Origin of the sequence: Planococcus sp. NCCP-2050 (assembly GCF_023708025.1) — a bacterium.
Classification (GTDB): domain Bacteria; phylum Bacillota; class Bacilli; order Bacillales_A; family Planococcaceae; genus Planococcus.
Map to the genome: position 1 here is coordinate 209,986 of NZ_BRCX01000002.1, position 23,315 is coordinate 233,300.

Consider the following 23,315-nt stretch of genomic DNA (forward strand, 5'->3'; position numbering starts at 1 on the left):
CGCTTCTCCAGTTTATTAAACTGTCTGTTTAACACCTTTTAATTCACGTTCTAAAAACTTCGCAAGTTCAAGCATGCCATATTTGCCGGCAGCCGCTTCTGCATCAGAATTATAGTTTGTATTTGTGTTGACATCATAAGTGAAAATCTCGCCTTCGGCATTGCGGATAAATTCGATGCCAGCTACGTTAATGTTGTTCTGGGCAAGAAAAGCTTCGTATTTAGCGATAATTGGATCGTTAAACCCTTCCACCACTTGGAATTTCGGCTTTTCTTCGACTTCTTCTCCCACTGGGCAGAACAAATCATCGATTCGGCAAGCATCTGCCGGGCATAATTCAAATCCTTCTGATGTATCGACTTGTACGGCATAAACAAATTTGCCGCCGACAAATTCGCAGCGTGTGATAAACGGTTCAGGCGCTTGGATGTACTCCTGAATCAGCGTAATCCCATCAATCGACGGTTCAAACTCTGCTCCGTTCACGTATTCGTTCAATGCTTCCATCGAATGGAACAATCTCACGCCCAGGCCTTTGCCTGCACGGTTGTGTTTCGTAATGAAAGAAGCAGCACCCATTTTTTCTGCAGCGGCTAAAATTTGCTCTTTGCCGTTAGCTGCGATGGTTTTAGGCGTACGGATGCCGGATGCATTCAACGCCATGTATTGTTTCACTTTGCTGACTTCCAGGCTTAGTGCCTGGCTGCCATTAAACACTTTACGTCCATGATGCTCAAGCCACACAAGCAAGGAGTCTGCCATTTCTGGCGCAAACCGGTGTCCGCGTGTGTGCGAAGACGCACTCATCCGGCTGTAAAATACGCCTTCAGGCGGCGTCTCATTCAAGTCCACAAGGCTTTCATTGATAAACCAATCTTCGTAAGGAAGGCCCAGTTCATCTAACCGCTTGAATAAATGCGTTGTCCATTCTTCATTTTCGTGTATTACGTATATTTTTTCAGTCATGTAAGTTCCCCCTAATAAGTCGTTGCTGCTAATGCCTTGCGTTTTTCTTCAACAATCGGCATCACTTTTTTCGAGAAGCGCTCCATCTCTTCTAATTGAGGGGAGAATTGAAGCAATAATAGATCCAAACCAACTTGTTCGTAAGCAATGATGCGGTCGGCAATTTGCTCAGGCGTGCCGATTAAATTCGGACGCAATCCCCGGTTCGAAACGGAATAATCCTGAAGCTTCACTTCTTGCTCCAATTTCGATTTGCTGACAAAATCATCGTAGCCCACGTAGCCTTTTGCATCTTTTACATCCGTGATGCGTGCATATTCCGCGGCTACTTCTTCCTCCGTATCGCGGCAAATCACATAAGCAGCCATGCCGAAAGATTGCAACGGCTCTTTGCCTGCTTCTTCCCGCAATTTTTTCATGCCCGCAATTTTTGTTTCAATCTCTTCCACTGTACCACCGTGCATAACGTAAGCATCACAAGATTCTACGATTGACCGTTTACCGCGCGGGCTTTCGCCACCTGCATATAGCACCGGATTTGGTCGCTGCACAGGTTTTGGAGCAAGATGCGCATTTTGGATATCGTAATATTTCCCTTTGAAAGAGAATGTATCTTCCGTCCACATGCCTTTGACGATTTTCAAAAATTCGTCTGTCCGTTCATAACGCTCATCGTGTTCGGTAAATTCTCCACCGTATTGGCGTGCTTCTTCTGCCCACCAGGCAGATACCACATTTAAGGTAAAACGGCCATTTGAAATCCGGTCTATATTTGCCGCCATCTTCGCTGTTACAGCAGGGTTATGGAAAGCAGGGCGAATTGCTGTCATGATTTCCAGCTTGTCCGTAACGGCCGCAAGAGCTGCTGCTGTTGACCAAGCTTCTAATGAATCGGCTTCCATCCCTTTAATATCATTTAAATTTAACTCAGCGATCAATGTTGTATCGTAACCCCATTGTTCTGCTGATTGAGCAACTTGCTTCGCATAGTCAAAAGTCGCTGGCATGTTTTCATCTTCCACATTGCGCAGCCAACCACCAAATATCGGCATCCAGAAACCATATTTCATAGCAAATTCACTTCCCTTTACGTTTATAGTCAAATGCAAAATTTTCAAACAATCAAATAACGCTTTTAGTATACAACAAAACCACGTATTCTTACTAGTATACTAGGTTATAAATTTCATCTCACTAAAGCGATAAAGGAATAGAGTAATCTATTCCCGGTAATTTCTCGCTTTTTTTTAAGTTTTCTATCCGTACAGACCCTTTCTGTAAAGGCGGTGGACAGGCGTTATTGTATTCAAAAATTTTTTCATTAAGCCGGGCAATTCTTAATCGGACATCGTCTATTTTTCCTTTTTCCAGTTTTTCGCTGGCGACAATGATGCCATCGCGGATTTCATGCTGCAGTTTTAACCAATGCGGCTTGTACCCTTGCTCTTTAGCCACTCGCTGAAAATTTTGGAAAACGTCTCCTGAAAAATATTCTTTTGGCAAGGGTTTGCCCGCTCCTTCAAGATGGTCCATCCCCCCTGTCTTTTCGTATTCTTTTAATATTTCTCCAATCAGATCATTGCGCGGCGGTTCCATATCCCGCATAACAAACACCCCTTCATCCGTTATTTGGCAAAGGAAGCCGGCATGACCACCGCTTGGACTTCTCCGGTGGCAACTAATTCTTCTTCGGCAAATACCTCGACTAGGATTTTAAATTTTTTCGGATGGATTTCTTCAATGCGGCCAATCGCTTTTAAGGTCTTTCCTTGCGGCGTGGGTTTCTTATAATCGACATGCAAAGAAGCGGTGACAAAACGCGGCGGCGCTTCCCCACTTCCCGGTTCAAAGCCGTTTTTCCGGTGCAGCGCAAGCGATGCGGATCCTGTTCCATGGCAATCTACGAGTGAAGCGATCAACCCGCCGTAAACAAATCCAGGAATCGCAGTGTGTTCAGGTTTAGGGGTGTAGAGCGTCACCGTTTCTTCGCCTTGCCACCCTGTCCGGAATTGATGCCCTTCTTTATTTAGGCGGCCGCATCCGTAGCACCATGCGAAGTCCTCTGGATATTCATCTTGAATGGCATGCTCCATCTTCTTTGTCATTCCAATCCCTCTTTTCCAAATATGTAATTTCGTTTATTTTCACTATCTTAACATAAAGTAAATTGAGTGTTCTGACATTTTAAAGTTCGTTTAATGAACTTTTATAAAAACAAAAAGAAAAAGCATGATCCTTTTCATCAGATCATGCTTTCCCTTATTACTTTCCCTCTAAAAAACGAGGGTTCGCACGCGGAAAATTTTTTATTCAATTCTTTCTACAACTTTACTACTTGTTGATGCTCTGACGAATTTGAAAACTCTCGCCAATGCAGTTTGTTGCGCTAACTGTCACTTGCCATTTAGGCTTTTGCTTCGCATATACCTCTCAGCGAAATTGTGTTTCTGCAGTTAGACGTTTAGATGCACTTCCACAAAAAACTTACATCTTACTGATCTTGATTTACTTTCTGGAGAGAAACCATTGTACTATCGGTCCCTGACAAGAGTAACTATCGTCAGTATTGCAAAATTTTCCGCCAAGGCTGTGCAAGTCATCGTCTGGATGCGTTCATAAACTTACTTCGTTTATACGCTTTTCCCTACGTTATTCCGCCTTGTACTAATTATATTCCACCTGTTCTCTTATCTAAACCTATTTATAAGAAAATTTTAATAAATTCAATAAATTATTTTTACATTTCGTTTACTCACCTTTATACTAGTATTTAGTTCGATAACCGTAATAAAGAGGAGAGATTAAATGGTTAAGAGTTTACCGCTTCGTTCAGAAGTGCCCGTACAAGAAACATGGGATTTACAAAGTTTATTTGCTTCGCATGAAGAATTTAATGAAGCCTTGGTTTCATTGGAAAAAGATGCTTCCGATTTCCATAGCCAGTTTCACGGAAAAATCAGCGATTCCGCGTCTGTCCTTGAATCGTTGACAGCATATATGGCTCTCGTTGAAAAGTTGGTACCTGTCAGCACGTACGCAAGCCTTACGTTAAGTACCGATCAGACGGATTCAGAAGCCCAAATGCTATCCAGCAAATTCGGTTCTGTTTCTGCAAAAATCGGAAGCAAACTTTCCTTTGTCAGCAGTGAACTGTTAGCGTTGCCAGAAGAAACATTAAAAGCCGCAATGGAAGAATCCAACGAGTTTAAAGTTTATTTGGAAAAGCTGCTCCGCAAAAAAGAATACCAATTGCATCCGGAAGCCGAGAAAACACTGGCTGCTTATTCGGCTACTTTCAACGCCCCATACGGCCTTTACAATACGACCAAAATGGTGGATCTATCTTTTGAAGATTTTGAAGTGAATGGCCAGAGCTATCCATTAAGTTATGTGTCATTTGAAGGAGATTGGGAAGCAGAGCCCGATGCCGAAATCCGCCGTGCTGCATTTGATGCTTTTTCAAAAAAACTGAAAGACTACCAGCATACAACAGCCAAAACCTACGATATGCAATTGCAAATGGAAAAAACCACTTCTGATTTGCGCGGCTACGATTCCGTTTTCGATTATTTATTGTTCAACCAAGAAGTGGACCGTACACTCTATAACCGCCAAATCGATTTAATCACAAAAGAATTGGCGCCGCATATGCGCAAATACGCGAAGTTGCTGCAAGAAGTCCATGGCTTGGATAAAATGACTTTCGCTGATTTGAAAATTTCCTTGGATCCTACATATGAACCTGAAATTACCGTAGAAGAATCCAAAAAATACATCAACGAAGCGCTCGGCATCATGGGCGAAGACTATTTGGATATGGTGGAACGCTCTTATTCCGAACGCTGGATCGATTTTGCACAGAACAAAGGCAAGTCAACAGGAGCTTTCTGTTCGAGCCCTTACGGAAATCACCCGTACATTTTGATTTCCTGGACTGGCCGCATGAACGAAGTCTTCGTATTGGCGCATGAACTCGGCCATGCCGGGCATTTCTACAATGCGAACCGGGAACAAAACGTCTTGAATGCCCGACCGTCCCTTTATTTTATCGAAGCACCTTCAACAATGAACGAGATGCTAGTAGCCAACCATCTCTTGAAAAACTCGGAAGATCCGAAATTCAAGCGTTGGGTCATTTCATCCATCGTTGCGAGAACGTATTACCATAACTTTGTCACGCATTTGCTTGAAGCTGCATACCAGCGCAAAGTATACGAACGCATCGACGCTGGACAAAGCGTCAATGCCGGGATTTTAAATGAGCTGAAGCGCGGTGTGCTGGAAGAGTTCTGGGGAGATGCCGTAGAAATCACGCCAGGAGCTGAACTGACATGGATGCGCCAGCCGCATTATTACATGGGCTTATACCCGTATACTTATAGCGCCGGCCTGACCATTTCTACGCAAGTGTCCAAACGGATCTTAAGTGAAGGGCAAACAGCCGTCGATGAATGGCTGGAAGTGTTGAAAGCCGGAGGCACGAAAACTCCGGTAGAACTGGCTCAGATGGCTGGCGTCGACATCACAACGGAAGAACCGCTGCGCAATACCATCGCCTATATCGGTGAATTGATCGACGAACTTGTCGCACTGACAAAAGAAATTGAAGTCAAACAATAAAAAACTAGTTGGATGAGAGCTTCTGCTTCTACAATACGCACTTCGGCGCTTTGGACAGAGCTCCCACAATAAGCCGAGAAAACTACTCGTCTTATTGCTCCGCCCAGTCCGAGTTAGCGCAGCGGTTTTGCGGAATATCGGGTTTCTAAACGAAACTTTTTCTATTTCTATTTTTTCAGCACATTGAAAACGGAAGCGGCTGTTAAGCTGCTTCCTTTTTTTTGCGCGCTTTTTTCCAGATGAAATAACGTTCGATCAGAATCGCTGCTAATGTTCCGGTAATAAGTCCGTTGGAAAAGGTAGCCGCCATGACCGCAGGCAGCTTGGCCATGCTCTCCGGCGGAAGAAACATGATGCCGACTCCGATCATCAATCCGAAAGCGGACACTTTATAGGCTTGCTGATGATCCGCTTCTTCAGCCAATTCTACAAAAGCCATTTCCACCATTTTTGTGAAGATCGCGAAAATTACCGCATAAGCGACTGGCGCCGGCAATGCGGCTAACAACGCCATCAGGCTCGGAAAGAAGCTAATAGCTACTACAACAATTCCACCCATGATGAATGGTTTCAAAGAAGGATTTCGTGTGGCACTGACAAAACCGGCTGCACCGGAAATTGGCACTGGCCCGATGGCTGAAAAAAGCCCTGCAAAAATGTGGTTGATTCCGGAAGCGACTGATGCTTGCTTTACCCGATCCGGCGCTTCAATCGAAAAAGTGTTTTTTAAAAGCACTTCCATGACCCGCATGGAAGCCATCATGTTCGCCACTAGTAGAAAAGTCAAAAACAGCGCCGTAACGAACATGCCGCTATCCCAGACGAGCGGTCCGAATACGAGAAGTTCCGGCAATGCGAGCAAAGATCCGGAAGTATTGTCAATCGCATCCGCTTTGCCAAGCAATATAAACAACGCCCAACCGATCGCGATGGCGAGCAATACCGAATAGCGGTTAATCCATGGTGTTTTGTGCCCCATTAATATGAAAGTCACAATTACCACCGCAGCCCCGCCGATTGCGACGACCGGATCAACGGCATCTCCTTCACCGGCGATTCCCAGCAAGCCGCCGATAATCGATTCACTCAATTGCAGGACGAGCAATAATAGATAGATAAAAGTGATGGTCGGTGTAAATAATTTTCTCATCTTTCCTACCAATCCGGTATAAGCAAAAACAATGAACAAGACCCCACTATAGAGCAGCCCGCTTTGAAGAGCTTGCAGCGATTCTTCCATCGTTGCGTACATAACGCCGACCATTCCCGCATAGACGATGAAGATTCCCCACCAGAGCCCGGCTGGCCCTTCATTAATCGGCATTCTGTGCCCCACGAGCACTTGCACTAAACATGCAATGCCGAGCACGAAGATCGTCCTTTGGACAAATAGGGCTGTATCACCGTTGTCCATCCCAAATACATTGGCGATAGCAATTGGGGCAGCAATCGAAGAAGCCAATAGAAAAACTGCCCATTGAATGCCGCCAAACAAAGTTTTCACCATTTCCCGCCTCCGTCTTTTCTTGCTTTTTATCTTTTCAGTATACCCTTTTTACTTTTGATGAAGTTCAACGAAAAAACAAAGAGCCCTGGAATTTTCAGGACTCTCTGTCTTTTCTAGGATTTTCTTTAAGGCCGGCTTGTTTTTGCAGTTCAGCCTTTTTCTGTTGCTCATCTGTTCGATGTTCTTCATCCAATGGCCCTTTATAGACAACTGGATAGCCTTTATCTTGCAGTTGCTTTACTTGTTTCCGAGAAGCTCGGATTAAAAGCCACATAATCAACAGCGATAAAATAAAAATAACGACAACTGAGATAATCCCGGGAATGTATTCCGATTTATCTTCAGGAAAATATAAGAATTCCATTTGTTTGTTTCCCGCCTTTGATAGTTGAGTTTCCCTTCATTATACAGGATAGCTTTTTTCAATAAATTACTGAAGGTGAACATTTAGTGGCGAACTCTTAACAATCTTCGCAACAAATACCCCAAAGTGCAATGTAAAAAATCAGCGGCAGAACCAGGAAACAACCCTTTTTCCACCGCCTAATTTAAAGATTATTTCTCCGATACCACTGTAAACCGTTTATTGAAATGGCGCGGATTTTCAATTTCATCCACTAATGCAATGGCGTAATCCGGATAGCTGACATAGCTTTTTCCTCTCTTATTCACCGTGATGCTGTCTTCGCCTATCTGGTAACTGCCGGTCCGTCTGCCTTCCGCATCAAAGAAAGCTGCAGGACTTAAGAATGTCCACTCGATGCCTTCTGATGCTTCAAGGTCGGCTAGGTTCTGTGCCTGGCTAGACGCAATCGCTTTGAATGCATCCGGGAATTCCGGGGTTTCAATCAACCTTGTGGTTCGTGCTTCATCGACAAATAGGCTGCCTGCCCCTCCAACCACAATCAGTCTCGTGTCCGGCGCATCTTTTAACGCTTGGATAAGATTTCTCCCTGCTTCTACATGCTGCTCCGCTTTTTCCGGAGGCACTCCAAAAGCATTTACGACCACATCAAACGGCTTTAAATCTTCTGAAGTTAAACTGAAAACATCTTTTTCCAAAATCTGTACTTTTCCCTCTTCAATTTTCGAAGCATCCCGCACAATAGCCGTGATTTCATGGCCTCTAGAAATCGCTTCTTTCATAATGACCTTGCCCGCTTTTCCGCTTGCTCCAATAATTCCGATTTTCACCCGAACCACCTCATCCTTTTAGATTTGATCCATCGCATCTTTCAGAATTTCAAACGAACGCTTTCTTTTTTCTTGATCATAAATATAAGACACAGCCATCAGTTCATCAATCTGCATATCGCCCATAAAGTCTTTCAACTGCTCTGTAATCGCTTCGCGGTCCCCAAGGAACGTATAACGGGACATATTTTTAGCGACCGTTTCCTCATACAAGCTCCATTTGCCATCCATCGAATCCACCGGTGGCTGAAGCAGATTTTTTGTACCTCTTACTACGTTCAGGTAAAACATCTGGCTCGAAGTCGAAAGTTTTTGAGCTTCTTCAGTCGTTTCTGCAGCCACGACGTTTACACAAACCATGACGTATGGTTCGGCTAGGTATTCAGATGGCTGGAACTGAGTTCGATAAATCTGCAGCGCCTGTTCCAATTGCTGCGGAGCAAAATGGGCAGCAAATACATAAGGCAAGCCCAGTGTTGCAGCTAACTGCGCACTGGATGTACTCGATCCCAGGATAAAAATCGGCACTTCGGTGCCAACACCCGGATATGCATGCACCATGCCTTGGTGTTCAACCGGCTTTAAATAATTCTGCAGTTCTACTACATCCTGCGGAAAAGCATACGCCGTTTCTTGCGTAGTTCGGCGCAGTGCATGCGCTGTCTGCATATCCGTTCCCGGTGCACGCCCAAGCCCCAAATTCACTCGGCCAGGATACATCGTCTCAAGTGTTCCAAATTGCTCTGCTACGACAAGCGGAGTATGGTTCGGCAACATGACACCGCCAGATCCCACTTCAATCGATGCCGTATTATCGAGCACCTTTGAAATCAGAATAGATGTTGCGGAACTGGCTAAAGTCGGCGAGTTGTGATGTTCAGACAACCAAAACCGCTTATAATTTAATTTTTCTACATGCTGTGCCAGACTGACCATATCTGTTAATGCATCTTTTGCTGTCTGGCCTTCTGAGATAGCGACCAAATCCAAAACGGATACGGGCACCGGTTTTATGTTTTGATTCATTTAATGACTTCCTTTCAAGAGAAGATGTCCATTAACCATAAAACCAAAATATCTCGAATACAAGCTATCTGCTTGCAGCTTCAAATCATTTAGTCGTATTCATCCACGTAGGAATTTGATCGTCTTCATCAAATTCTATGATGACATCCGTCACTCCTTGGACGCCATCCATAATCCGCTTTTCAATGTAATCCCGTAAATCATCCGCTTCGGCAATCGTCATGCCAGGGTCCACTTCCAATTTCAATTCCACGTGGAAATGGTCTCCTTCTTTGATAACATCAAGGTCTTGAATATCTGCAACTTGGGGATGCTGCAGAACTTTTGCACCGATTCGGGCTTGCATTTTAACATCAGCCACTCCAAGCGCACCAGCCGCATTGTCCAGGAAGACCCGCCCTACTACAAGAATGAGCAAGACACCGATAATGATCGAAGCGTACCCAGTCGCGCTATGGAATGACGTATATGTTGATATGACAATAGCGGCTAAGGCCAGCACTGCTCCTCCTACCGCTACATTATCTTCCAGGAAAACGAGTTTGGTCGCAGGCTTAGCGCCTTTTACGTTTTTATAGCTGAGCGGGATGTACTTTAAACCGCTCGTTTGTTCTTTCGGAAGGTGCTCCGTTATTTCTTTCATAGCTTTATTGAGCACAAAAGCTTCTAAAAGAGCAGACGCACCCAACACTCCGACGTTCAACCAGAACCAATCTTCTGTATGGACCGCATCCGAAATATGGTGGATTCCTTCGATAATGGTTTCATAGGCCAGCACTCCGACAATGAGCACAGCTCCCAATAGCACTAAGTTAACTAAGCGCCCAAAACCGCCTGGAAATTTTTCGGTTGGCGCTTTTTTGCTCAATGCCGAACCGATAAAGACGAACAATTGGTTGGCCGCATCTCCAAAACTGTGCATCATTTCAGCGAACATCGCCACATTTCCTGTAATGAGGTAAGCGATTGTTTTAATGATAGCTACCGCCGTATTAACAATTGCTGCCCAAAAAGCAGACTTGTTCCCCCCTTTTAGTAAGCCCAAAAATTCTTTCATATGAAATCCTCCATTCTTCTCAACCAAATTATTCGTGTGTAAATTTAGCAAGCATTTCTATTTTATTTCCCTGCACTGGAGCAGTAGAAACCCATGAAAAAGAGAGCACCGATTTTTTCGGAACCCTCTTTTTTTGAAACTGCCTTAAATCTCGTAGACAGCCCCTATTTTTGCGAATTCTACATTGCCGCTATAGCTGGAACGTGCAGCTTCAAGAATTTCTTCCAGTTCGCCGTATTGCGGCAAATGAGTGAGCCTCAATTTCTTGGCCTCAGCACGCTCAGCCAGTTCACCTGCTTGCTTCCCGCTCAAATGCCCTTTAATGACGCCTCTATATTTTTCATACAAATTTGATTCACATACAAGCAAATCTGCATGGCGCGAGAAATCGATCAGCTCATCTTTCCATTCGGTATCCGCTGTAAAAACCACTGACTTTCCTTTTGCTGTAAATTTTATTGCCAAGCAATAAACCGGATGAATGGTTTCGCAAAAAGAGACTTCGAACGGCCCAAGCAGAAGAGGTTGGCCTGCTTCAATCATTTTTCCTTCAGTCACGCCTTTATAGGAAAGGCCCGCAAACATTTCCTGGTCGCGGTTATGGGCATAAATCGGAAATGGAGTTTCCCACTCTTTTAACTGCATGCCGACCATCGCTGCATGCTGCAAAACCCCGATATCGGCAATATGGTCTGGATGATAATGGCTGATGATTGCTGCATCGAGATCTTTTAATTCGGTATAATTTTGTACAGCGGCCAATACACCGCTTCCACAATCCACTAGGCAGCGAAATCCTTCCTCTTCTATTAGAAAGGAAGAAGTCGCTTCGTTTTTATTCGGATAGCCGCCCCAAATTCCAATTGTTGTAATTTTCATAAATGTACCCCTCTCGTTTTATTTTATTTCTCTATTATAACCCAGCCGTTTACCTACAGTTTGTTTAAAGGAATTCGCTCGGGGTATATAGAAAGGGAGAAGATAAAACTTGGAGGGATTACTTTGACAGTAAAACTAACAGTAGAAAATGCAGTGCAAGCAAAATCAGAAATCGAAAAATTACAGACACAAGGATTCACGCACGACGACATTTACATCTTCGCACATGATAAAAACCGCGAAAAAGACATTTCCAAAGCATTGGATACGGAAAGCGTCGGCATGAAAGAACAAGGATTCCTAGATAGCATGAAAAACATGACCGTTTCACGCGGTGATGAGCTTCGCGCTAAAATGGCAGCCGCTGGAGCAACAGAACAAGAAGCTGCTGATTACGAAGAAGAATTAGATAAAGGCAAACTCGTGATCATCGCGAATAAAAACAATTAATTCCTTCCCTCTTGCTGAATGGCAAGAGGGTTTTTTATGTCTTTTATTGCCTGCCCCCTTCTTTTTTTATCTTGAAATAACTTTTATTCTCAGTTCTCTTTCTTTCTCTTATAAATATACTTTGAAGTGTTAGTAAAATAGGCATATCCGGAGTTCTGTATCATCTTGTCCATTGTGTCATTTATAACTATTTGCTATATTTGAAAAAGGTTAATTTTCTAACTACGAATAGTTAAAGTAAACTTTTGTTAGAAAAGCCTCAAGGGGGAAATTTATGATCAAGAGTTTGAAAATGGGGAGCGCCTTTATCGGCATCATTGTCGGTGCGGGATTCGCTTCTGGACAAGAAATCCTGCAATATTTTACGAGTTTCGGAATCATGGGGATTTTTGCCGCTCTTATGTCGACAGCCCTATTTGCGTATTTGGGAATGAATTTGACACGGCTTGGAAGCCGGATGCAGCAGCCTTCACATAAGGAAGTCATTTACGGAATCAGTGGAAAGATCTTAGGAAGAATTGTTGATTACATAATTATCTTAACTTTATTCGGCGTCGGAGTAGTCATGATTGCCGGAGCCGGTTCTATTTTTTCGCAGCAATTCGACTTGCCAGCAGTACTTGGAAGCACTCTCATGACAGTGCTTGTCATTTTGACGATTATGCTCAATGTAGAAAAAGTCATCGCGATCATCGGCAGCATCACGCCTTTTCTTATTTTGATGGTCGTCCTTTTAGCCGTTTACAGTCTAGCTACCGGCGATTCATCTTTTACCGCATTAGATCCAATCGCGAAAGAAAAACTTTCGGCTGTTTCCAATTGGTTCTTGTCAGGATTAAATTATGCATCCTTTAATATTGCAGTTGGGGCTTCCATGGCCATCGTCATGGGAAGCACAGAAAAAGATGAAAAAATCGCTGCTCGTGGGGGATTGTTCGGCGGCCTTGGCCTTGGAGTTTTAATTATTCTCAGCCATCTAGCTATTTTTTCAAAAATAGACAGTGTAGGCGATGCGGAAATGCCGATGCTTCAAATCGCCAATGACATCTCTCCTACCTTAGGTGTGTTCATGTCGATCATTTTGTTTGGCATGATTTACAATACTGCGGTCAGTATGATCTATGCATTCTCAGCTCGCTTTGTTTCATCCGGTACGCCTAAATTCAAAGGGTTTGTCGTAATTGTCGGCATCGTTTCCTTTGCCTTAAGTTTTGTCGGCTTTACAAAACTCGTCAATGAATTTTATCCCGTGGTCGGTTATCTCGGATTCTTCCTGGTAGCTGCATTGGTTTATGCCGATTTTAAAAAGCCAAACACCCAGACAATAATGAATAAATAACTTCTATAAGCCGCCAAAGCATACATTAACTGCTTTGGCGGCTTTTCATGTTATGGTTTTAATAGAGCATTCCGGAAGGAGAACTTTTTTATGGACACTTTTACTAAAACTTCCCAACAGCGAGAATTGATTAACCAAATTCGTGCATTAACTCCTGCTTTTCAAAAGCGCGAGCCGGAGTTGGACACAATGGGATCTTTCCCTTATGAAAATATTAAAGAGTTAAAGCAAATAGGCTACCATACACTCACTTTGCCAAAAGATATGGGCGGGCAAGGCTTCGGCCTCTATGAGTACATACTTGCACAAGAAGCGATTTCGCAAGCTTCCGGAGCTACCGGCCTTTCTATCGGCTGGCATACTGGAATCGTTTTGGAATACGCCGAAAACCGGCATTGGCACGAAAAGAGTGCAGCCTGGCTTACAGAAGAAATCCGAAAAGGTGCCTTAATCAATACGGCGGCCACTGAAAATAATGCTGGAAGCCCAGCACGCGGTGCGCTTCCCCGGACCGTTGCTGTAAAAGAAGGCGATGAGTGGGTGCTCAACGGCGAAAAAACCTATACCTCTATGGCGCCTGTCCTCGATTTCATCTTCGTGACCGCCACAGTGAATGAGGAACAAGTCGAAACCTTTATCATTCCGCGCAAAGCAGAAGGGGTTTCAATCGATGAAACTTGGGATATGCTAGCCATGAGAGGAACAGCAAGCCATACGTTAGTGATGGAAGATGTAAGGATTCCTTCTTCATTCATCTTAAAGCCGGGCAATGCCCGAACTGCCGGTAAAGGCTGGCTGCTCCATATTCCTGCTTGTTATATCGGGATTGCTGCTGCCGCCCGGACGCAAGCGATTGAATTCGCCTCTTCCTACGAACCCGCTTCTCTCGGGAAGCCGATTTCGGAAACTCCGAATATCCGGCACCTCATCGGCGAAATGGAGCTGGAGCTGACAACTGCCCGCCATTTGCTATACGGAACAGTTGAACGCTATCTTCAAGCAAGCGATAAAGCTGCGATGGATGAAGCATTGAATGTAACGAAAATCGCCGTCACTCAGGCAGCTATCGGCATCGTCGATAAGGCGATGAAAATTGTCGGTTCTAGGGCCTTATCAGAGGCCAACCCGATGCATCGCCATTATGTGAATATCCGGGCAGGCCTGTATAATCCGCCAATGGAGGACATGGTCAAAGCGCAACTTGCAAGCCAAGCCATCCAGTCCATCCAAAAAGAACAACACGAGAATTCAGCCAATAAATAAGGAGTGAAGCAAATTGACGACTCAAGTACACCTTAACGAGACAGTTATCCAAGCTTTCCACTATACGGAAGAACACGTGACTGATAACGTTTCCGGCAAGCCTTTGCAAAAGATTATCATCGATTTCAACGTGACGAGCGAAGATTACCACGATATCGCTGTGCTATTATACGGCATGGAATTCCGGGTTCAAGTTCCAGAAAAAAACTTGGACTTCCAAGCTGCCATCTCGAACTATTCAACAGATACTACGAACCTTTACAATCCGAACGAAGTAGCTGACTATCACCTGGAATTGACGGAAAAAGCATAGAAATCAAAAAGGAAGCCTCGGCATATTGCTGGGGCTTCCTTTTTGATTTCCTATCTTCTTTTGAACCGGCTGCTGCCGCTCCTTCTTCTCAACTTTCTTCTTAGATCCCGAGCTTCTTTTTCTTTTGCTGCTCTGCTTTCTTCGTCCAAAGAAATGGAACAAAGCTTATCTCCGTCTAACTCAATCTCAAACCATGAATTCACTTCGCTTCCTTCCGGCAGTTGGCTGACAGGAAGCAGGAGTTCCTTTTGCTCTTCTTCTATGAGAATGACCGCCCATCCATCTTCAATCCGGTTCAGCATCCCTTTCATTCAATCACTCCCCTACACAAGCGAGGCCTTGGTCTTTAATATCCTCCAGCTTCCCTTGCCCAATGCCTTTGATCTCTTTAAGCTCTTCAAGCGAAACAAACGGACGGCTTTTTACGATGTCTTCAGCGAAAGCCGGACCGATGCCTTCGATTTCCTGAAGTTCAGCTGAAGAAGCACGATTCAGATCAATGCAGCGATTTTTTCCTTCAACAGCGATTCCTTCTTTCTCTGTTTCGATTTCGTAGCTGTTTCCGTCTGTCCGCAGCACAATCGTTCCGTTCACATCAGTGCCGTAAACTTCAGCGCCTTCGTTCTCCACTAAGGCAATGACTTCGGCATGCGGATGGCCATAGGAATTGTCGATGCCCGCACTGTAAATGGCGACTTCCGGAGATACAGCTTTTAAAAACGCGCGGCTCGTCGATGTATTCGACCCATGGTGGCCAAGATGAAGAATTTCTGCGTCCAAATCAGCGCCGCTGTCAATCATATTCTGTTCTTCTTTAATACCCGCATCACCGGTGAAGACCAAGCGGATATCTCCAAACGTCACTTTCAATGAAATCGATTCTTCGTTGGCTTTTCCGGTGATTTCTTCGGGATAAAGAACTTCCAGTTGAATCGGGCCGACATCGAAAACTTCTCCGCTGCGCGGTTCGTAATAATCCGTACCGGTTTCATCAACCGCTTCTAATGTGCTGATGAATGTATTGGAGGTGCTTTCGTTGCCTGACATCCACACTTCCCCTACATCAAACTGTTCAACAATGGAAGCTAGCTGGCCAATGTGATCCGAATCGGGATGAGTACCGATTGCAATGTCGATTTTCTCCAGCTGCAACTCTTTTAAATAATCGATCGCAGCTGTGCTGTTCCAATCGCCTGCATCAATCAGAATGGCATAACCATCCACTTCCAATAAAGTGGAATCTGCTTGGCCGACATCTATATAATGTACGGCAAGCTCATCCTCTAGAGCTGCCGAATTCCGGATCTCCCCTTCTTCCTTCTGTTGAAACAATTGATATGCTAAAACTCCAATCAGGATAACCGCAATTAATAAAATCGAAATGTTCTTTTTCAAGATCCCTCTCCTCTTTCCATAGTGGCATTTTACCATACCCACTGATGGCCGTTCTCTATTCGCGTTAAAGGCAGGAATACTAAATATGTGCATAGCAAAAGGCCGCAAAAGAAGTTCTCTTGCAGCCTTTTATAACTTTCCTTAAATCAAGTTGACATGAAGTCTCCGCCGTTCATATGAAGGAATTGGCCTGTCATGTATGAATTTTGCGGATCTGCTAAAAAGACGAAAGCCTTTACCAATTCATAAGGCTGGGCCGGGCGCCCGGCTGGAACATCCTTGCCGAAGTCTTCTCCAACGTCAGGGTTGAGATCACCAAAAGTCTTCGTGATCAGCGGCGTCCACACTGGCCCCGGAGCAATGCCATTTACCGCAATTCCTTCGCGGACGAAACGGCGGGCAAGCGCACGCGTCATGGAAACCATGGCACCGTTCGCTCCGGAATAGTCGATGAGATCTGAGTGGCCCCGGTACGCATTGATTGAGGCAGTATTGATGATGCGTGCCCCATCTTTTAGATGGGGACGGGCGGCTCTGACTAAATAGAACATCGCAAAAGCTTTGATTTCGAAAGTCTTCAGCAACTGTTCATCTGTAATGTCGGTCGGAGAGGTCTGCGGATATTGATAGCCTGCATTATTTACCAGAATATCAATTTGGCCGAACGACTCGAGTGCGAATTGAACCAATTTATCGCAGTTTTCCGATTTCCCCAGATCTCCGCTCAAGGCTTTCGCTTCTCCCCCGTAGCTTTTGATGACTTCCAAAGTTTCAGCTGTCGCATCTTCGTCGTCTAAATAACCGATCACTACTTTAGCCCCTTCTTTAACATAGGCAATGGCTACTGCTCGGCCAATCCCACTGTTTGCGCCTGTAATAATAGCCACCTTCCCTTCAAGCGCACCGCTCGCTTTATAACCCTCTAAATCCGTGTTATTGAAATCTAGATCTGCCATCCGTCTCCTCCTCCTCGCTTCACCTTAGCCCAGTATTTCCCTATCCTTGCTTATTGACTAGTTTTTCATATAATCGACTGTATTCTCCGGCAGAACGGCTCCAACTATAATCGCCATCCATGCCATTCCGTTTAATGATTTCCCAATGCTCAGCATGATGATACATCTTTAAAGCACGTTTTAACGCGTCTTCAAAACGATCCTGTTCAGCGAAATCACTTAAAAAACCATTCCCGGAGCGCAGCACTTCATCATACTCCACAACCGTGTCTTTTAAGCCTCCGGTTTTATTTGCTACTGGGACCGTACCATAAATCATGGAGACCAGTTGGCTTAATCCACAAGGCTCAAAATGGGAAGGCATCAAGAACATATCAGCGCCTGCATATAGCAAATGGGCAAGTTCTTCATCAAACCCGATATGGACTGCTATTTTCTCCGGGAATTCTTCAGCCAACTGACGGAAAAATTGCTCGTATTTCTCTTCGCCTGAGCCAAGCAACACAAATTGCACGTCCTGTGTTTTCAATAGGCTCGGCAAAGTTTCTTCTAAAACATCAATCCCTTTTTGTCCAGCTAGCCTGGAAACCATCGTCATCAATGGAATACCTCCGCGTTCCGGCAAATTAAACCGGAGTTGGACAGCCCGCTTATTGACTGCTTTCCTTTCCATGGTCGTCTGGTCATAAGGCATTTCAATCATCAAATCAGCTGCCGGATTATAGGAAACGGTATCGACTCCGTTCAATATGCCGATTAAATCTTCCGCCCTCTCTTGAAGGAGCGTTTGCAGGTTCTCTCCGTAAGATTCAGTAAGAATTTCATCCCGGTAAGAAGGGCTGACGGTCGTCACTAGATCTGCGTATAAGATCCCCGTTTTCAACATATTGAAGTTGCCGCGCCATTCAATTAGGCCATCATCAAAATAACGCTCCGCCAGCTCAAATTCTTGAGTGGCCGTTTCTTTGGAATAATAGCCTTGGAATTGAAGATTGTGGATGGTCAAAACCGTCTTTGTCTTTGAATGAAGCGTGGCATAACGTTCATCTTCTTTTAACAGAAGCGGCAGCATGGCCGTGTGCCAATCGTGGACATGCAAAATATCGAAAGCTTCGGTTTCCGCTTCCATCACAGCCAATACCGCACGGCTGAAAAATGCAAAACGCTCGGCATCATCTGGTTGGCTATATATTTGGTCGCGTCCATAATAAGCATCATTTTCGACAAAAATGAATTGGACGCCGTTCATCCAATATTCAAAAATAGGGTAGATCTCTCTTTGCCCTTTAAAAGGCACTTCAAGATCTCCTTTGAATTGAAACTCCTTCTCTTGTTCTGCTGAAATCAACGTGTATTTCGGCAAGATCACCATTACTTCATGGCCAAGTTCTGCAAGCGCTTTTGGCAAGGCTCCCATAACATCAGCGAGTCCGCCAGTTTTTACGAAAGGAGCGCATTCCGCTGCAGCCATCGCAATTCTCATTGAGTATCCTCCTTTGTCACCCGCTCGCCTTTGCGGAGAACAACGGGGTGCTGCCATGTTCCTTTTAATACGACCCCGTCGTCTATCTGCACATCTTTATCGGCAATGACGCAAGTTAGTTCACAGTTTTTTCCGATCCTGCTTTTTTGCATAATGATGCAATTCTCCAACCGGGCGCCTTCTTCAATTAAAACTGCGCGGCTAATAATGCTTTTCTTTACACTTCCAGAGATTGTGCAGCCATTTCCAATCAATGCTTGGCTCACTTGGGATCCCTTTAAATACTTTGTCGGAGGCTCGTCTTTCACTTTCGTATAAATGGGACGGTCTTTTAAGAACAATTTCTCTCTTTGTCCGGCTTCTAATAATGACATCGCTGACTTGAAATAGCTTTCTGTCGAATCGATAACCGCGACAAAACCGTCATGCACATACGCATTGAATGTATAGGGCGATTTTTTGCGGTTTACTACATCTTCAATGCTGATGATTTTCTTTTCTTCATGACTTTCCATCAATTCCACAAGCAATTTTTTGGACAGGATGTAGCTTTTCAAAAGGGTGCCATCTTCACAGACGGCCTCGGTGATGTCCATACCTGAAGCCAAATGGGAATCCAGCATATCATCAAAATCTAATTGAGCCACCGTAAAGCAATTGGTGATTACGACATGCTCCTGCTTGCTTTTGGCAAAAAACTGGCGATGTTCTCCCAGCATGGAGAAGGCACCGACGCTAACGTGATTACCCGCTTTCTGGGAACCTGGAAGGAAAAACAAACCGTCTTTCCGGCGATTCAAATCCCAGCTTTTCCCAACGCCGATATGGTCCAGCAAAGAAACAAATGGATAGGCCGGGAAAACGCCGACAAGGTTGATATTCGAATTCACGACATTGGACAAGGTGAAATCGATGAGCCGGTAGCGACCGGCAAAGGGGATCGATGCCGTTGAACGGTACATCGTCAGATCTTCGAGGCCAGACATCCCTACAGACGCATCAATAACTGCCATTAATCTCATTGACCTTCACCTCTTCTCCAGTTCTCTAAGACCTCTTCTGTCAATAAAACAATTTCTTCTTTTTGATCGGGAATCTGATAGTTTTCAGGAATCGACAACCCCGGCGGGATAATAACGCGTTGAAGTTGTGCGCCTTTGCCGATTTTCACGCCACTCATCACGACGCATTCTTTGAGGGACGCCCCTTCGTCAACCTGGACATCCTGAAAAATGACCGATTTTTCGATTGCCCCTTCGATGACACAGCCTTCATTGACCAAGGAATCCTGGACGACGCCATGTTCACCGATAAACTGCGGTGGCAGCTGCGGATTGGAAGAGAAAATCCGCCATCCGGGATCATGCAAGTTCAGCCCCGAAGTTTCATCCAGCAAATCCATATTGGCTTCCCAAAGGCTGTCTACGGTCCCTACATCTTTCCAATAGCCTTTGTACGGATAAGCGACCATCTTTTCATTGTTTTCAAGCATAAGCGGGATGATGTTCTTCCCGAAATCATGTGAAGAATTATCATTTTCATTATCCAACTGCAAATACTTTTTGAGTTTTTGCCAATTAAAAATGTAAACCCCCATCGAAGCCAAGTTGCTTTCTGCGTTTTCGGGTTTTTCAACAAATTCTTTTACGTTCATCTGGTCGTCGGTATTCATGATGCCAAAACGGTTGGTGTCTTTCCATGGAACTTCAATAACCGAAATCGTGACATCCGCTTTTTGTTCTTTGTGGAATTCAAGCATGGTTTGATAATTCATCTTATAAATATGGTCTCCTGATAAAATCAGCACGTATTCGGGGTCTTGTTCAGCCAGATAATGCATGTTTTGGTAAATCGCATTAGCCGTTCCGTCATACCATTTAAGCCCGCCCATCTCTGTATAGGGAGTAAGCATGGTGACGCCGCCGCTTCTTCTATCCAAATCCCATGGAATCCCCTGTCCGATATAATTATGGAGTACATGAGGCTGGTATTGCGTCAAGACGCCGACTGTATGAATTTCAGAATTCATGCAGTTCGATAGCGGAAAATCAATGATCCGGTATTTTCCTCCGAACGGAATTGCAGGTTTGGCAATATTGTAGGTCAAGGATTTCAACCGGCTCCCTTGCCCTCCAGCGAGTAACATAGCCACCACTTTATTTTTCATGATTTTTCACTCCCATCCGATTTTTTCTTCCATATCTCCATGGCAAAGGCCGGCAATTCAATGGCAATTGACTGGCTTTGGCCATCGATTGGAACGTTTCTAGCAGCCACTTCCCCTTTGCCAGTCCCTACTCCACCATATAAAGGCGACGCTGTTGAAAAAACGCATTCATACAAAGCCGGCTGCGGAACGCCTACCTCGAATCCGCTGTAATCCTGGTTTGAAAAATTTCCGACTACGATGCATTCAGCTTCCGGCGATCTCCCTCTCCTGATAAAGGCCAGAACACTTTGTTCATGATTATCGGGATCCAGCCATTCAAAGCCCCTTCGGTCGTTATCCAACTCAAATAAGGCCTTCTCGTTTTTATAAAAAGCCAAAAGTTCTTTTGTGAAAAAGTCCATTTGGCGATGGGATGGCTGATCTAATAAGAACCAGTCCAGCTCTGGCTGGAATTCCCATTCATCGTCATGCCCGAATTCCTGGCCCATGAATAAAAGTTTTTTTCCCGGATGCGTAATCCAGAAAGCTAAAAGCAACCGCAATTGATGGAACTTTTCTTCTTTGCTTCCCGGCAATTTATTCAGCAGCGACTTTTGCCCATGGACCACTTCATCATGAGAAAATATCGACACATAGCGTTCATCGTAATAATACATAAGTGAAAAATTCAATTTTTGATGTTTTTCAGATCGTTCTTCAGGAGGCGTCTCCATATAGCTTAAAGTGTCATGCATCCAGCCAAAATTCCATTTATAATCGAAGCCGATTCCCCCGTCTTCGGCTTTGCCAGTCACATTTGGATAATGCCAGGCATCTTCTGCGATTAAGATGGCTGAAGGATGATGCAGCTTGATGCTGGAAGTCAATTGCCTCAAAAAGTCCGCGCCTTCTTCATTGTGTATGCGCCTCGGGTCGTTCGGTACAAACAATAATTTCATCAAGGCATCCATCCGGAACCCGTCGAATTTGAATTCGTCTAGCCAATAATGCGCACTCGATAAAAGAAAGCTGACGACTTCGCCTCTTTGAAGATCAAAGTTCATGGTCCCCCATTCGGGATTCTTCCGCCTTTCCTTCCGGCGGTCTTCGTAAAGCGGCCTCCCGTTGAATAAAACCAACCCATGCAGATCTTGGCAAAAATGGCCGGGTACCCAGTCTAAAAATATACCCAAACCGTTCCTGGCACATTCGTTAATGAAATATTTCAGGTCTTCCGCCGTGCCGTACCTGCTTGTTGGCGCAAAGTAACCCGTCGTTTGGTAGCCCCACGATTCATCCAAAGGATGTTCCGTGATCGGCAATATTTCAATATGAGTAAAACCGTGTTTTTTAACATAAGGAATCAATTCTTCAGCGATTTCCCGGTACGTCAGAAAAGATCCGTCTGGCGCTCTCTTCCACGTTCCCATATGTAATTCATAAATCGCTAGAGGCTTTTCAAAATGATTTTGGAAGAGTTGCTGTTTTTGCTGTAAAACTTCTTCGCTCCATTTAAATACAGAATCAGTTGGAACAATTGAACATGTGTCCGGCCTCATTTCACTGGACCGCGCATAAGGATCGGATTTTCCGATCCGTTCGCCCTCAATCGTTTCAATATCATATTTGTATATAAATCCAGCAAGATTCCGAGGAATCAGGACTTCCCAAATACTTGGATCAAATGGCAATGGCTTCATCTCAAAACGTTCCGATTCTTGCGCTCCAGCAGCTGTGCCGATGACAGCCACTTTGGCTACGTCCGGTGCCCAAACAGTAAACCGGGTCTCCTCGCCATTCAGATGCGGGCCGAAATATCGATAAGCATCGTACATTTGCCCATTATGGAATTTTGCTGCTTCCTTCTCATTCAGAGAAGTCTTATCATAGTCCACGAGAAGCACCTCCAAATCGTCATTCTTTCCCTTGCCCCAATTAACTTTATTCTACACAGTCCATGTAAAACCCTTGTAAAAAATCGGAATAATTGAAAAACAGTGAAAATAAGAAAGCAGATTAGCGCAAACACTGAGGAGTTCTCAGTATCTACACATATTTAAACGCATAAGGACTTGTTTACGGGCAGAAATTCTACTACGCTTAGGGAAGATAGCTTACGATAGGAAGGGCGAGAAATGTTGCGAAATAGATTACTGACCTTACTCATATTGCTTTTCATTTTATTGCTTGCCGGCTGCGGCAAAGGCATTGAAGATCCATTGGAATGGAAAATAGAAGATTTTAATTTCACCAATCAAGACAATGAGGAAATGGGACTTGCCGATTTAAAAGGCGAAGTTTGGCTGGCCGATTTCATTTTCACGAATTGCACGACTGTCTGCCTGCCAATGACAGCGAATATGGTGGACTTGCAAAATCAGTTTAAAGAACAAGGACTCGATGTCCAGATTGTTTCTTTCAGCGTCGACCCAACTGTCGACAGTCCAGAAATTTTGAAATCCTATGCGGAAAACTACGGAGCGGATTTTGCTTCGTGGAATCTGTTAACCGGCTATTCACCGGAGAAGATTGATGCTTTCGCCATGGAGAATTTCAAGACGATTGCCCGCAAACCGGCAAACGATGACCAAGTGTTGCATGGCACATCCTTTTTCCTTGTCGACAAAAACGGTGTCATCATGAAAGACTATAATGGCGTCAATCCGCCCGTTGAAGAAATAATAGCGGATGCAGAAATTTTGCTTGCGGAGGAATAAA

23 protein-coding genes are annotated in these 23,315 nt (G+C 44.5%); 6 read left to right on the forward strand and 17 right to left on the reverse strand.

The annotated features are described in order from the left end of the window. Window positions 1-15 precede the first annotated feature (15 nt). The 4 genes from NFU07_RS10370 to NFU07_RS10385 form a co-directional block, all read right to left on the reverse strand. The gene (locus NFU07_RS10370; protein WP_251477737.1) at window positions 16-966 is read right to left on the reverse strand and encodes an ATP-grasp domain-containing protein; all 951 of its coding nucleotides are present in this window, start codon (window positions 964-966) and stop codon (window positions 16-18) included. A gap of 11 nt (window positions 967-977) precedes the next feature. After that, window positions 978-2,036 carry an LLM class flavin-dependent oxidoreductase gene (locus NFU07_RS10375; protein ID WP_251477740.1) on the reverse strand — a complete coding sequence of 353 codons (1,059 nt, stop codon included), beginning with the start codon at window positions 2,034-2,036 and terminating at the stop codon, window positions 978-980. Between the two features lie 124 nt (window positions 2,037-2,160). Then, window positions 2,161-2,571: a DnaJ family domain-containing protein gene (locus NFU07_RS10380; RefSeq protein WP_251477742.1), complete on the reverse strand. Its 411-nt coding sequence runs from the start codon at window positions 2,569-2,571 to the stop codon at window positions 2,161-2,163. Window positions 2,572-2,591: 20 nt separating this feature from the next. After that, entirely contained in the window at window positions 2,592-3,071 is a 480-nt protein-coding gene (locus tag NFU07_RS10385; protein WP_251477745.1) for a PaaI family thioesterase, read from the reverse strand. 700 nt (window positions 3,072-3,771) lie between these two features. On the opposite strand from NFU07_RS10385, the gene pepF reads away from it, so the two are divergent. After that, the gene (pepF, locus tag NFU07_RS10390; protein WP_251477748.1) at window positions 3,772-5,586 is read left to right on the forward strand and encodes an oligoendopeptidase F; all 1,815 of its coding nucleotides are present in this window, start codon (window positions 3,772-3,774) and stop codon (window positions 5,584-5,586) included. A gap of 202 nt (window positions 5,587-5,788) precedes the next feature. On the opposite strand, the gene NFU07_RS10395 is transcribed toward pepF, so the two are convergent. From NFU07_RS10395 to NFU07_RS10420, 6 genes are all read right to left on the reverse strand, one after another. Further along, window positions 5,789-7,093, reverse strand: coding sequence for a purine/pyrimidine permease (locus NFU07_RS10395; RefSeq protein ID WP_251477750.1), 1,305 nt, complete (start codon window positions 7,091-7,093; stop codon window positions 5,789-5,791). 94 nt (window positions 7,094-7,187) lie between these two features. Then, a complete protein-coding gene (locus tag NFU07_RS10400; protein ID WP_251477752.1) occupies window positions 7,188-7,457 on the reverse strand; it encodes a hypothetical protein in 270 nt (89 codons plus the stop codon). Between the two features lie 191 nt (window positions 7,458-7,648). Continuing rightward, window positions 7,649-8,287, reverse strand: a complete 639-nt coding sequence (locus NFU07_RS10405) for an NAD(P)-dependent oxidoreductase (protein ID WP_251477754.1) — start codon at window positions 8,285-8,287, stop codon at window positions 7,649-7,651. Between the two features lie 18 nt (window positions 8,288-8,305). After that, entirely contained in the window at window positions 8,306-9,313 is a 1,008-nt protein-coding gene (locus NFU07_RS10410) for an LLM class flavin-dependent oxidoreductase (RefSeq protein ID WP_251477756.1), read from the reverse strand. A gap of 85 nt (window positions 9,314-9,398) precedes the next feature. Continuing rightward, a complete protein-coding gene (locus NFU07_RS10415) occupies window positions 9,399-10,370 on the reverse strand; it encodes a cation diffusion facilitator family transporter (RefSeq protein WP_251477758.1) in 972 nt (323 codons plus the stop codon). Between the two features lie 144 nt (window positions 10,371-10,514). Next, window positions 10,515-11,249, reverse strand: coding sequence for an MBL fold metallo-hydrolase (locus tag NFU07_RS10420; RefSeq protein ID WP_251477762.1), 735 nt, complete (start codon window positions 11,247-11,249; stop codon window positions 10,515-10,517). A 123-nt stretch (window positions 11,250-11,372) separates the two neighbouring features. Here NFU07_RS10420 and NFU07_RS10425 point away from each other — a divergent pair, with 123 nt between their 5' ends. The 4 genes from NFU07_RS10425 to NFU07_RS10440 all read left to right on the forward strand — a co-directional run bounded on the left by NFU07_RS10425 (window position 11,373) and on the right by NFU07_RS10440 (window position 14,614). Further along, complete coding sequence (locus NFU07_RS10425; protein ID WP_235198006.1) at window positions 11,373-11,699, forward strand: YflT domain-containing protein; 327 nt, start codon at window positions 11,373-11,375, stop codon at window positions 11,697-11,699. Between the two features lie 274 nt (window positions 11,700-11,973). Then, window positions 11,974-13,038: a YkvI family membrane protein gene (locus tag NFU07_RS10430; RefSeq protein WP_251477765.1), complete on the forward strand. Its 1,065-nt coding sequence runs from the start codon at window positions 11,974-11,976 to the stop codon at window positions 13,036-13,038. A gap of 90 nt (window positions 13,039-13,128) precedes the next feature. Continuing rightward, on the forward strand, window positions 13,129-14,301 hold the full coding sequence (locus tag NFU07_RS10435; RefSeq protein ID WP_251477767.1) for an acyl-CoA dehydrogenase family protein: 1,173 nt from the start codon (window positions 13,129-13,131) through the stop codon (window positions 14,299-14,301). A 13-nt stretch (window positions 14,302-14,314) separates the two neighbouring features. After that, window positions 14,315-14,614: a DUF3219 family protein gene (locus NFU07_RS10440; protein WP_235198003.1), complete on the forward strand. Its 300-nt coding sequence runs from the start codon at window positions 14,315-14,317 to the stop codon at window positions 14,612-14,614. A gap of 50 nt (window positions 14,615-14,664) precedes the next feature. Here the strand turns inward: NFU07_RS10440 and NFU07_RS10445 are convergent, their stop codons facing one another. The 7 genes from NFU07_RS10445 to glgB all read right to left on the reverse strand — a co-directional run bounded on the left by NFU07_RS10445 (window position 14,665) and on the right by glgB (window position 22,492). After that, window positions 14,665-14,925 (reverse strand): DUF3006 domain-containing protein, encoded by a 261-nt coding sequence (locus NFU07_RS10445; RefSeq protein WP_251477769.1) that lies wholly within the window; start codon window positions 14,923-14,925, stop codon window positions 14,665-14,667. Between the two features lie 4 nt (window positions 14,926-14,929). After that, a complete protein-coding gene (locus NFU07_RS10450; RefSeq protein ID WP_251477772.1) occupies window positions 14,930-16,009 on the reverse strand; it encodes an MBL fold metallo-hydrolase in 1,080 nt (359 codons plus the stop codon). A gap of 146 nt (window positions 16,010-16,155) precedes the next feature. Next, window positions 16,156-16,965: an SDR family oxidoreductase gene (locus NFU07_RS10455; RefSeq protein ID WP_235198000.1), complete on the reverse strand. Its 810-nt coding sequence runs from the start codon at window positions 16,963-16,965 to the stop codon at window positions 16,156-16,158. Between the two features lie 40 nt (window positions 16,966-17,005). Then, a complete protein-coding gene (glgA, locus tag NFU07_RS10460) occupies window positions 17,006-18,448 on the reverse strand; it encodes a glycogen synthase GlgA (protein WP_251477776.1) in 1,443 nt (480 codons plus the stop codon). Further along, window positions 18,445-19,470, reverse strand: coding sequence for a GlgC family sugar phosphate nucleotidyltransferase (locus NFU07_RS10465; protein WP_251477778.1), 1,026 nt, complete (start codon window positions 19,468-19,470; stop codon window positions 18,445-18,447). Before NFU07_RS10465 ends, glgA begins: the two co-directional genes overlap by 4 nt. After that, a complete protein-coding gene (locus NFU07_RS10470; RefSeq protein ID WP_251477781.1) occupies window positions 19,467-20,615 on the reverse strand; it encodes a glucose-1-phosphate adenylyltransferase in 1,149 nt (382 codons plus the stop codon). The genes NFU07_RS10465 and NFU07_RS10470 overlap by 4 nt, the downstream gene beginning before the upstream one ends. After that, window positions 20,612-22,492 (reverse strand): 1,4-alpha-glucan branching protein GlgB, encoded by a 1,881-nt coding sequence (gene glgB, locus NFU07_RS10475; protein ID WP_251477784.1) that lies wholly within the window; start codon window positions 22,490-22,492, stop codon window positions 20,612-20,614. The genes NFU07_RS10470 and glgB overlap by 4 nt, the downstream gene beginning before the upstream one ends. Window positions 22,493-22,732: 240 nt before the next feature. Here glgB and NFU07_RS10480 point away from each other — a divergent pair, with 240 nt between their 5' ends. Beyond that, on the forward strand, window positions 22,733-23,314 hold the full coding sequence (locus NFU07_RS10480) for an SCO family protein (protein ID WP_235197994.1): 582 nt from the start codon (window positions 22,733-22,735) through the stop codon (window positions 23,312-23,314). The last annotated feature ends 1 nt before the right edge of the window (window position 23,315 follow it).